Origin of the sequence: Spiroplasma endosymbiont of Polydrusus pterygomalis (assembly GCF_964030825.1) — a bacterium.
GTDB lineage: Bacteria > Bacillota_I > Bacilli_A > Mycoplasmatales > VBWQ01 > Spiroplasma_E.
The window spans coordinates 1,005,629-1,018,074 of sequence record NZ_OZ034964.1 but is presented as its reverse complement, the minus strand read 5'-3'; the positions used below and the strand labels follow the sequence as shown (position 1 = coordinate 1,018,074).

The window sequence follows — 12,446 nt, the reverse complement described above, 5'->3', positions numbered from 1 at the left end:
TTTTAATATTATATATTATAATGTTTTTTTATAAAATCAAAATTAGGTCAAATAAAATTTAGAGATAATGTATAGCAAAAAATAATAATTATTAGTATAAAAAATCACTCTTTTCAAAAGAGTGATTAGATTTAGTTTAAACGTTGTTAAATTGTGAATTAAACTGATAATTACTTGTAGATGGTTGAGGTTGCTGATTGATAGTATCGCGATCAAAATAATGATCATTAAGAGAATCTTCAATGGTGGTGTCACTACCAGTTTCTTCTTTTGCTGAGTTATCAGATTTTGTTCTTTGTGATAAGGTTGCAATACCAGAATCTTCTAATTTTTGTTCCTCATGTTTTGCAAATTCTTCATCAAAAGTGGCAAGTTTTCCATTTTTTACTAATTTTGCTAATGCAGATTTTGATACTAAAATTTCAAATTCTTTTTGTTGATTAAAGACATTCTTATAAAAATCTGAAATGGCAAAAGTAATCATATCACTTGCAGTGACACCGATTGAAAAACCTAATGTTGTTCATCTAAAAAACTTTTCATAAAATAATTCTATTGCTTTTTCAAATCCATATTCAGTAACTAATGCCGCTTCTGTTTTAACAGTATTGACAATAAAAGTAACTATTAGAAATAAAGGAATTGCCATTAGTAATTTTTTATATCGAGGTTGTTTTTCAATTCATCTTGCAAGTTTTTTAGGAGTAATATTAGTTGGAATACCTAATTTTGTTAGACCTGATTTAAAGATGTTATTAATTGGTCGCATGACAAAATAACGACTGATGTTGGCAACGAAAGCACCTTCACTAAAAATATCTTTAGTGATTCAATCTTGTAAATTAAAATTTTCTTTAGCAGTATTTTCTGATGAACCAGTTAAAATAATGTGACTACCTGCTCATGTTAATGTTTCTAACACTAAATTAATGAAAAGATTGTATCCTCAGTTTTCTGTTAGTGTTAATGGTTTTTTAAATTCCGTTTTTAATGTTTTAATTGATTTATTTGTTACAGATACTAATTGTTTAATTTCACTATTACTATCAATGTTTGCTTCTCTTGTTGCTATTATTGCTTTAATTTGTTTAATTTCTTCTGTGAACTGGGGATGATATTGAAATTCTGATACATCGCAATTTGTAGCTTCATTAAATTGTTGTATTAAGTTATTAATTGCTGAAATATTTGAAAAATATTTTATTAACTGTTGATGATTTTCTTCATATAAAAGTAATTGCAAGTTTTCTTGGTATTGTTCAAGTCATTGCGAATTAAATTTGGTAATTTGATAGGGATCAGTTTCTTTATTAAAAAATACATCTCGTGCTCAACTAGAAGCCGCAGAAGTACAAAATGTACCAAGAGCAGTATCGATTAATACCATAATATAATTTGCTGGATTTAAGAATATGGCATTAATATAATCTTCAATTGTATGTTCTTTGCCATCAATTGGATAGTTAGAAATTACTCGTTGTAGGTTTTTACCAGTAAGTCCAATATAAATTTCTAAAGCACCCAAAGTTAAATTACCTACTTTTTGTAAAATATTTTTAAATTTTGAGGTAGCAATAGGTTTTGAATCATCAATAAAATTTTGGATTACTGTTAAATATTTATAAATATTTAATAAAGTATTTAAATTACTATTGGTTTGTTTTTCCTGAAAAAGTTTTATTTCTTCATTAAGAAGATCAGTATTGATTATTAGGTCATCAATACCCTTAATTGCTTTGATGGTAATAGCTTCCAAGAATTTTTTTTCGGGACTTAAATTTCTTTCTTTTTTGTGAAAAGTTTCTAAATTTAAAGTATTTCTTTCATAATCATTATCATTTGTGTATTCTTTTTGATATATTTCTAATTTTTTGTTAGTAAAATTTATTTTTAATAACTCAATAACTTCTGGATTATTTACTAAAGTTGTTACTTTTTCTCAATATTGATTACTATCAATTTTAATTAGTTTTTCATTAATAGAAGTTGAATTACCGCCATTATTTATAATTTTAGTTTGATATTGTCAATTGTTATTTTCATCTTTTTTTTTAGATGTTTCTCCCCCATAACGACTAGTACATTTTATTCATTCATTTTCAATATTAACAATTATATTTCCGTAGTTGTTAGTATTTATTGCTGGTTGTTGTTCAGTGACTCCATAATTAGCATTTCTATCGTTAGTTAATAAAGGTGTCTTTTCTTCTTTTGTCATCTTTTATCTCCTTTAAGTATAAAAGTCCTATTTTGTTTAGCTAAACAAAATAGGACTTGAAAATATATTTAAACATATATCTAATTTCGATTATATCACTTCTTTAATACCTTTTAAAAGATATTAAAATTTTTAAAATAAAATGTAAGTTAAATTATTAGGTGGCAATGTTTTTAATTGAGTGCATAAAAATATTTTGTTGGTCGGGAATTTTCCAAAAACTAAAAAAAGATAGAAATAAAATTCTATCTTTTTTAATTAGGTTAAAATTGTCGTTAACCTTGCTTAGTTTAAGAAAATAACAGCAAAAACAACCAATTAAATTAAATACTACATGGGATTTCTTAATTTTTCGCTAACAATTTTAAGATATTAAGGTTTTATTAAAATATTATTGCCTTGCTAAAAATTTAGTTTTTTATTATATAATTGTATCGTAAAAATAATTAAATATTTATCAGCAAAATTACTAACAAGGTAAAACTAGTTAACATTAAATATCATTGCTTTAATTAATAAGTTTGAAAGTTAGGAAAAGATATTATGACAACACATGAAAAACAAAATATCCAACAACAACAGTTGTTTTCTAAGTTATGAGATATTTCTAATACGTTACGTGGGACAATGGAACCATCCGAATATAAAGAGTATATCTTAGGATTAATATTTTATCGTTATTTATCAGATAATGTCCAATCGATAATAGCAAAAGATTTAACAATGGAAGGGATTGATTATTACACTGCTTTAACTAATGAAAAATATCGCAGTGATTTTTTAGAAGTTTTATATGATAATGATAGTGTTGGATATTATATTGAACCAGAATATTTATGACAAGCAATAATCAAAAAATTAATAGTGGAAAATTTGATATCTTCTTCTTAAGAAAAGCGTTTAACAAATTAATTGAATCAACAGTTGGTCATGCATCAGCAAAAGAATTTGAAAATTTATTTGATTCTGTTGATTTAGATTCTAGTAAATTGGGAAAAACAGAAACCGAGAAAAGTAACATCATTGCTAAAGTAATGTTAAAAATTAATGAAATTAATTTTGAAATTGACGACGCAGAAATTGATATTTTAGGTGATGCCTATGAATATTTAATTAGTAAATTTGCTTCTGAATCAGTAAAAGCAGCAGGTGAATTTTATACACCACAACCTGTTTCTAAATTATTAGCTAAATTAGTTAGTCAAGGAAAAACGGAAATTAAAACGGTTTATGATCCAACATGTGGTTCTGGTTCATTACTATTAAGAGTATATAAAGAATTAAAAATTGGTCATTTATATGGTCAAGAATTAAAAACCAATTCATATAATATTGCAAGAATGAATATGATGTTACATGGTTTAAAGTATAATAAATTTGATATTTATCATGGTGACACACTAGAAGATGATGGTTTTAAAGGACAAGAATTTGAGGTAATTGTCGCCAATCCACCATATAGTTTTCATTGAACGGCAAATCAAAAATTTTTAAGTGATGAAAGATTTAGTGCTTATGGCAAATTAGCACCAAAAACAAAAGCTGATTTTGCTTTTATTCAAAATATGATTTATAAATTAGCTGCTAATGGCGTTATGGCCGTTGTTATTCCTCATAGAGTTTTGTTTAGAGGTAATGCCGAATTAATTATTAGAAAATATATGATTGAAAAAAATTGAATTGATACTATTATTAGTTTACCAGCTAATATGTTTTATGGGACATCAATTCCAACTTGTATTATAGTGATGAAAAAATGTAAAATTGATAGTTCCATTTATTTTATTGATGCTTCGAAAGAATTTGCCAAGCAAGGAAATAAAAATACTTTAACTGATGAAAATATTATTAAAATTATTAATGTTTTTAATAACAGAAAAACTATTGCTAAATTTTCTAATTTAGTTGCGATTGAAATAATTAAAGCAAATGATTATAACTTAAATATTGCTCGTTATATTGATAATACAGCAGAAAAAGAAATAATTAATATTAAAAATATGCAAGATAAATTAATTACTAATGAACAAGCAATGCAAAAATTAAATGGAGAATTTAAGTTAATGTTTAAAGATTTGGTGATTAATAATGAAAAAGGCTATCCCCAAATTAGATTTAAAGAGTTTATTAATGAAAATAATTTTCAAAAAGTAAAATTAAGAACAATAACAACAATTTGAGGTGGTTCAACACCTTCAACAAAAAATAAAAAATTATGATTAAATGAATTTCCTTTTATAACCCCTAATTTTATTACAAAAAATAACAGTATGCTGCTTAATAAATATGATCGTTTTATTACAGATAAAAATTTTAATTTTTCTAAGAAAAATGATATTCTTTTAACTTGCAGAGCTCCTGTTGGTGTAGTTACAATAAATAATTTAGAAAAATGTTGATTTAGTCAAGGAATAAAAACATTAGAACAGGAAAATTAATAAACCATAAATACCTATATTATTGACTTTATAACAATAAAAATGTATTAATTACTAATTCATTTGGAACAACATTCTTAGAAATTTCTAATAAAGATTTAGAAAATATTCAAATTTATATTACTTGTAGTTTACAAGAACAAAATAAAATTGGTAATTTTTTTACTATTATTGATAAAAAAATAGAATTAGTTAAAGAACAATTAAGTTTATTAACAAAACAAAAACAATATTACTTAAATAATATGTTTGCAAATGAAAAAGGTTATCCCCAAATTAGATTTAAAGGATTTAATGATGAATGAGTTTTAAAACAAGTTCAAGAAGTATTAACAACAATAAAATCTTTAAAAATTAAAAAAAATTTTGAATCAAATACAAAATTACCTTTAATATCGCAAAAAAAAGATTTTATTGATTCATATATTAAAAAAGGAAATTTAGTGGAACAATTACCAATTATTCTTTTTGGTGATCATACAACTATTTTAAAATATCTTGATAAGTATTTTTTTGTTGCAGATGATGGTATAAAACTTTTAGAATTAAGTAATAGTTTTAGAAATTTTAATTTAAAATTTATTTATTATTCAGTATTATTAAATAATGTTTCACAAAGTGGATATAAAAGGCATTTTTTAATGTTAAAAAATGTTTTTATTTCTTTGACAAATAATATTAATGAACAAACTAAGATTGCACATTTTTTTACTATTATTGATAGAAAAATTGAATTAGTTAAAGAACAATTAAGTTTATTAGCAAAACAAAAACAATATTACTTAAATAATATGTTTATTTAATTTATGGTTTCTATCTGATTTTTACATACAAATAAAACTTTTACATAATTTTGTGGTTTTTACAAATGTTTATATTTGATAATGGTAAAAGTATTTAATGCTATTAATTATTTTCTATAAAAATTAAAAGAGACAACTACTGACATCTATTTAAAATCATTATATAATTTCAATAATTAAGTTATTAACACTTAAAAGGAGTAAATTTATATCACTTTGAATAGTTTTAAAACTATAAATTTTGTTGAAGAAGTAAATATTAATGTTAACATGATAGAAAAACAAAAAATAAAAGAAAAATGAATTACAAAAATTGATAAAGAATTAAGAGAACAAAATCGTAATGGCAAAAATGGTTATATTTTATGAGAGAAAAAGAATAAAAAATCTCCTTTTGATGATATTAAAATTAAAACATCAAGTTTTTGTTTTTAAAATATTCTAAAACATTTATTCCTTGTTATACTATTTTCATTATTTTATGTTTAAAGTAATTAATTAAAAACTAATATTAATAAAAAAATAAATTATTTTGGGAAATTTTCACTCGATAACTAATAAGAAATTATCACTAAATAATGACAAATTTTGTGTTGTAAATTATTAATTTTATGATATGTTTAGTTAATTAAAAAAGATAATCTTGTTTTTTTTCTTAGAGATTCTATTTTAATAGATAAATATTTATTAGAATAAGATATTACCAACCGAATAATTTACGCCATTTTTTAATTGATTACTTAAAAAATTCAGTAAATGATTTTTTACTATGACGATCAAGAAATTTGTTAAATTCAATATGTTTTTCATTTTTAATTTTTGCTAAAAATAGGTTTACTTCTTGACCAGCACCCAAGGGAATGAAATTAGGATCGATGCCCTTTATTTTTTTAATTTCTTCTAAAAATAAATAATGACTTATAATAGTACTACAAGTAACAGCTAAATATTTACTTTCAGCATTTGTCAAAAATTCAACTTTATCTTTAATAATTTTATTACGATTATCTTTCATATTTTCAATATATTGATAATAAGTAGTTTCATTAATATATTTTTCAATTATTATTTTGTCATATTGAATTCGATGTTGTAACATACGAACTAATGCTTGATTTTGTCCTCAAGTTTTAATAGTATTAGGATGATAACCAGCATCAATTCATTGATTATATTTACGATTATTAATGATTACTGATTCAAAAATAATAGTTTTCATAATATCTTGTGCTAATTCAATAAATTTACTTTCTGATAATTCTTTATAATCACGAATATTAAGTAAACGTAATTTTTCTAAATTACCTGAACCAATATAAGAACTAATAATAACAATCGGTCCAAAAAAGTTATTAATACCAAATTCAGCATTACCAATAATTGGTGATTGATTTTTGTCAAGTTGATTTCAATTGCTACGATATTCCTCAACAATTTCTTCTTTATTACCTTTAAAAATAACTTTATTTTTATAAATTTCAATTGTAATGTTATGGTATTGAAATGATTCATAACTGTTATCGTTATTATCAATTTTATAGTTTTGATAGTGTTGTTTAATTAATGCTTTTTGTTTTTCATTTATATAAAATGTCATTAATACATCACCATCTTTTCAAAATTTATGCTATTTATTAAAATTAATATTACACTTTCTTTACTATTAATTATATAATAAAATCAAGGATTTAGTGGTTTAACCTTTTATTTGATCTAAGGAGTTAATAATGCATAGTGTAGGTATAGATATTATTGAAATAAAGCGAGTAAAAAATATTACAGAATTTGTGGAAAGAATTTTAAGTAAAAACGAAATTATGCTTTTTAATGAGTATTCTTTGCAACGTCAACAAGAATTTTTGGCAGGTCGCTGAGCATTAAAAGAAGCAATTTTTAAAGCATTACCACAAGAAAATTTAACATTTAAAGATATTGATATTAGTTATAATAAATTTCTTCAACCAGTAACTAATATTAACAATTATCAATTATTGTTATCTTTATCGCATAGTCAAACGAATGCAATAGCAATAGCAATAGTTGTTTCATAAATATCATCAAAAAGTAAGGAGCTTTGCTAGAATGTTAATGATTGATTTAATTACAAAAAAGAAATTAGGACAAAGTTTAAATGAAGATGAGCTAAAGTTTTTAACAGAAGGTATTGCTAATCAATTGATACCAGACTATCAAATTACAGCATGAGCAATGGCTGTTTATTTTCGTGGCATGAATAAGGATGAATTAGTAGCATATACAAAAGCTATTATTGCTACTGGTGAAACTATTGACTTATCGCAAATCAATGGGTTTAGTGTCGACAAACATTCAACAGGTGGTGTTGGTGATAAAACTAGTTTGGTTTTTGGACCAATAGCTGCTGCTTGTGGTTTAAAAGTTGCTAAGATTTCTGGCAGAGGGTTAGGAATTACTGGTGGTACTATTGATAAATTAGATACTATTCCAAATTTTAAATCTGATTTAGCGATAATAGATTTTATTAAAATTGTTAATAAAGTTGGGATGAGTATTATTTCACAAACTACTAACTTAGTACCTGCTGATAAAAAATTATATGCATTACGTGATGTTTCAGCAACAGTTGATTCCTTACCTTTAATTGCTGCTAGTGTTATGTCTAAAAAAATAGCAATGGGTGCTGACTTAATTTTACTTGATATTAAATGTGGTAAAGGTGCTTTTGTGCAAAATATAGTAATGGCACGCAAATTAGCAAGATTAATGATTAATATTGGTAAAGCTTTTAATAAAAAAATTTATGCTATTATTAGCGATATGAATAAACCACTTGGCCAAGCAGTTGGTAATGCTTTAGAATTACAAGAAGTTATTTTAAGTTTAAAAAATAAAGGACCATCAGATTTAAAAACTCTTGTTAGTAATTTAGTAGGTTTAGCTTTATTAGGGGCGAAAGAAGTAACAACCTTAGTGGCAGGTATTAATAAAGCTAATAAGATGTTTACTAGTGAAAAACCATTAGAAATATTTTATCAATTTGTTAAAAATCAAGGTGGTGATACTCAATATCTTGATAAAATTGATAAATTACCAACAGCTAATTATATTATTAAAGTTAAGGCTCCAGCAACAGGATATCTAATTTTTACTAATAATTATGCTTTAGGTGAATTATCAGTAATATTAGGAGCTGGTAGAACTACTAAAACTGATATTATTGATCCAATTGCTGGTATCTATTTAAAACAAGTTCATGGTCAAAAAGTTGAGAAAGATAGTATAATTATGGAACTTCATACTAATAAAGATCAATACTTTCATCAACAATTTTTAGAATTAGCATTTACCACATTTCAGATTACTAATAAAAAACAAAATATTAAACCAATAATTTTAGAAATAATAATGTAATTTAATGCAAAATTGTTTATAATGTTACAGTATTTTAATAATATCAATTAATTTAAGGAGTGTTTTTGTGAAAACTTTATTAAAATTATTAGGTACATTTACTTTAGCAACATCACCAGCAATGGCACTTGTTGCTTGTAATAGTGAAAATAAAGAAATGACTCCCAGAGATATTCTTAATTCTGCGGCTGCTTTTATTACTGATAGTGATTTGGGAGTTAAATTTGATTTGCAGTTACCTGATAATACTGATATCAAAATTATGAAAGGAAAAACTTTTAGTCAATTTGCTGATCCTGTTAAAACAGCCATTGCTGATTTTTTTGCAAATAAACTTAAAAAAAGCACTGATCAACATCCAACAAATTGATATCACCCTGATGCTGGAGTCAAAATTATGGATATTGATAATGAACCCAAAAATCCTGATGCTGGAAAGTTTGTCTTACCAGTAAAAGTAGCAGCTGATAAACCGGCAGTTAATGGTCATTTGTTAGTAAAAGCAGAAATCTCTTATTCAAATTTACCACCAATTACTAAAAATATTAAGTTAACACTTAATAATGATACAAAAAATAGTAATGATCAAGCTAAAGCCGATGCTATTAGGGAATTTATTAAAAATGATATTGCTAACTTAAATGTTAATGTTGAAAATTTACCAATAAATGGCATAATTAATGGATCCTCAACAGAGGAAAAAGCAGCAATTGCTAAAACGCAACTTTCATATATTCAACAAAATTTAAATGTTGCCATTAAAGATAAAGTGCAGTACAGTGGTTTACGCTTAAGTTTTGCTTTCACAGGTGATTTTACTACTGATAAATCATCAACTTTATTTACAATGCAAGCTGGAACTCTTGATGCTAATGATTCAGTTATATTTAATGGTGATATTAATAATATTACTATTAGTTTCTTAGTTGGCGCTGCTGCTAAAGCTGATTTTAATACTGGTGAACTTGATAGTGGTACTGCTATTAAGATTAATCAAACTTTTGTTGATGCTACGACGCAAATTGAAAAAGTATTTTCTGACTGAACAGTTAAGCCAGTAACAACATTACCAACGGCTACTGAAAAATATGATGACTATAATAAAAATTCTCCAATTGAAGATCAATTTATAAGAGATGGTTATTTTGCTGCTATTAATAAAGTTTATGCTAATCTTGGTAGTGAATGACTTAAACAAATAACCATTACTAATCGTGATAGTCACTTTAATCTTGAACCTAGTGGTAATAATGGTTATTTTAGTTTAAATTTTAAATTAGAATATGATTTAAAACCAATAGTTACAAATACAACTTCAAAATTTAATATTAATGTTGAAGATATTCATATTAAATTACATAAAATTTAGTTTTTATCAAAATTTTTAAAACTTACTTTTAATTTCTTAGTGATTAAAAGTAAGTTTTTTCTTTATTAATCTTTAATAAAGAAAAAATAAATTAAGTTATAATTAAATTAATGAATATAAAAATTGATGCTAAGGAATGAAAATAATGCAACAACCAGTAATTACAATTAAATCTTTTCAAGGACCAATGGACTTACTTTTACATCTAATTAAAGAAAAAAATCTTGATATTTTGGAATTAAATTTAAATGAGGTTACTAATCAATATCTTAATTTTATTAATGAACAATTAATGCAAAATATTGATTTAATAAGTGAGTATTTACCAATTGCTGCTTATTTATTAGAATTACAATCAAAACAATTATTACCAAAACAAGAATTAATTATTGATAGTGCTTATGAACAAGAAATTAATCGCCAAAAATTAATTAATAGATTATTAGAATATAAAAAATTTAAAGAAATAAGTAGTTATTTTAAAGAACAAGCTGCTCATCGAACACAATTATTAACAAAAGCTCCTAGTGATTTAAAAGCATATTTAGTTGATGAAATTTCACCACCGGTACTATTAAAAAATAATGTTAATAAATTAACGCAGGCAATGTTAAATTTATTTAATAGATTACAAAGTGAGAATAAATTACCAGTTAATTTAGCGTTAAACTTAATTTCAGCTGAAGATCGTGCTAAAGAAATTAAACAATTACTACAAAAAAATCCACAAACTCATTTTAAATTAGAACAATTATTTTTTACTAAAACATTAACATTACATTATTTTATTATTACTTTTATTGCGATTTTAGATCTGGCAAATCATCAAATTTTACATATTATGCAGACTAATACTTTTACTGAGATTACAGTAATTTATCGAGGTGATAATTATGAATAACAACAATTGAAAAGCAAATGAAAGATTAGCTGTTTTGCAAGGATTATTATTTATTGCTGGTAATGAAGGGCTTGATTTATTAACACTTGCTCAATATTTAGAATTAGTAAAAAAACCACAAAGTGTTGAAAATTTAATTACAATTTTACAAAACAAACTAAATGATGATGATAGTTGTGGTTTAACTTTAATTAAAGTTGGTAATCTTTATAAATTAACAACGAAACCTATTCACTATAATCGCTATCAAGTGTTAACAAAACAACCATTAATTCGTTTATCACAAGCAGCATTAGAAACACTAGCTATTATTGCCTATAATCATCCTGTTACTAAACCACAAATTGAAGATATTCGTGGTGTCAATTGTGAGGCAATTATTTTTAAATTAAAGAGTTTAAACTTAATTACTGAAATTGGTCGTAGTGAATTACCAGGTAAACCAATTTTATATGATTTAACTGATGAATTTATGGATCATTTTAATATTGAATCTTTAACACAATTACCAACTTTGCCACAATTTAATCATGAAAATGATGAACAAGAAATCTATAATTTTACTAATGAATAATAAATTAGAACGTTTGCAAAAAGTTATTGCAAGTGCTGGTGTCTGTTCACGACGAAAAGCAGAATTATTAATTACTAATGGGCAAGTGGCAGTTAATGATAAAATTATTACTACTTTAGGTTTTAAAGTAACAAGCAATGATATTATTAAAGTTAATAATCAAATTATTAATACGGTTAATCATATTTATTTAGCATTTTATAAACCACCTAATTGTTTAACAACAGTTAGTGATCCTAAAAATCGACCAACAGTAATGAAATATTTTACTAATATTAATACTAGAATTTATCCGATCGGTCGTTTAGATTTTGATACTTCAGGTTTATTGTTAATGACTAATGATGGTGAATTTACTAATGCTGTTATTCATCCTCGTTATAAAATAGATAAGGTTTATGAAGTATTAGCAAGTGGTATTTTATCGTCAAGTGCCATTAAACAATTAGCAACGGGTATTATGCTTTCGACAACGTTTACTTCTTCACCAGCGCTTGTAAAAATAATTACTGAGAACGTTAAAGCAAAAACTACTTTGTTGCATTTAACTATTCATGAAGGACAAAATCAACAAGTTAAACGGATGATGAAGGCCATAGGAAGTAAAGTAATAACATTAAAACGTTTACAAATTGCTAATATTACTTTAAAAGGTTTAACAATCGGTAACTATCGTCATTTGACAAAAGCAGAAGTAACAACATTAATTAATTTAAGTCAAAAAAGTTAAATATTTATTCATTATCTTCTCGA

General features: G+C 24.4%; 10 protein-coding genes and 2 pseudogenes. 10 read left to right on the top strand and 2 right to left on the bottom strand.

From position 1 onward, the window contains the following. Positions 1-136: 136 nt before the first annotated feature. Positions 137-2,218 (bottom strand): hypothetical protein, encoded by a 2,082-nt coding sequence (locus ACQH25_RS05075; RefSeq protein ID WP_425380959.1) that lies wholly within the window; start codon positions 2,216-2,218, stop codon positions 137-139. A 543-nt stretch (positions 2,219-2,761) separates the two neighbouring features. On the opposite strand from ACQH25_RS05075, the pseudogene ACQH25_RS05070 reads away from it, so the two are divergent. The 4 genes and pseudogenes from ACQH25_RS05070 to ACQH25_RS05055 form a co-directional block, all read left to right on the top strand. Continuing rightward, positions 2,762-4,302 (top strand): annotated as a pseudogene (locus tag ACQH25_RS05070) (type I restriction-modification system subunit M); the annotation flags it as partial. Positions 4,303-4,637: 335 nt separating this feature from the next. Beyond that, positions 4,638-4,856: pseudogene (locus ACQH25_RS05065) on the top strand (restriction endonuclease subunit S); the annotation flags it as partial. 45 nt (positions 4,857-4,901) lie between these two features. After that, entirely contained in the window at positions 4,902-5,459 is a 558-nt protein-coding gene (locus ACQH25_RS05060) for a hypothetical protein (protein WP_425380958.1), read from the top strand. Positions 5,460-5,675: 216 nt separating this feature from the next. Next, positions 5,676-5,894, top strand: a complete 219-nt coding sequence (locus ACQH25_RS05055; RefSeq protein ID WP_425380957.1) for a hypothetical protein — start codon at positions 5,676-5,678, stop codon at positions 5,892-5,894. 301 nt (positions 5,895-6,195) lie between these two features. Here ACQH25_RS05055 and ACQH25_RS05050 read toward each other — a convergent pair whose 3' ends face one another. Next, entirely contained in the window at positions 6,196-7,056 is an 861-nt protein-coding gene (locus tag ACQH25_RS05050; RefSeq protein ID WP_425380956.1) for a hypothetical protein, read from the bottom strand. 130 nt (positions 7,057-7,186) lie between these two features. On the opposite strand from ACQH25_RS05050, the gene acpS reads away from it, so the two are divergent. From acpS to ACQH25_RS05020, 6 genes are all read left to right on the top strand, one after another. After that, positions 7,187-7,510, top strand: coding sequence for a holo-ACP synthase (gene acpS, locus ACQH25_RS05045; protein WP_425380955.1), 324 nt, complete (start codon positions 7,187-7,189; stop codon positions 7,508-7,510). Positions 7,511-7,541: 31 nt separating this feature from the next. Then, positions 7,542-8,849 (top strand): thymidine phosphorylase, encoded by a 1,308-nt coding sequence (locus ACQH25_RS05040; protein WP_425380954.1) that lies wholly within the window; start codon positions 7,542-7,544, stop codon positions 8,847-8,849. A 67-nt stretch (positions 8,850-8,916) separates the two neighbouring features. Next, entirely contained in the window at positions 8,917-10,218 is a 1,302-nt protein-coding gene (locus tag ACQH25_RS05035; protein ID WP_425380953.1) for a hypothetical protein, read from the top strand. 145 nt (positions 10,219-10,363) lie between these two features. Then, the gene (locus tag ACQH25_RS05030) at positions 10,364-11,119 is read left to right on the top strand and encodes a segregation/condensation protein A (RefSeq protein ID WP_425380952.1); all 756 of its coding nucleotides are present in this window, start codon (positions 10,364-10,366) and stop codon (positions 11,117-11,119) included. Then, a complete protein-coding gene (scpB, locus tag ACQH25_RS05025; RefSeq protein WP_425380951.1) occupies positions 11,112-11,693 on the top strand; it encodes an SMC-Scp complex subunit ScpB in 582 nt (193 codons plus the stop codon). The genes ACQH25_RS05030 and scpB overlap by 8 nt, the downstream gene beginning before the upstream one ends. Then, a complete protein-coding gene (locus tag ACQH25_RS05020; RefSeq protein ID WP_425380950.1) occupies positions 11,686-12,423 on the top strand; it encodes a pseudouridine synthase in 738 nt (245 codons plus the stop codon). Before scpB ends, ACQH25_RS05020 begins: the two co-directional genes overlap by 8 nt. Positions 12,424-12,446: the final 23 nt, after the last annotated feature.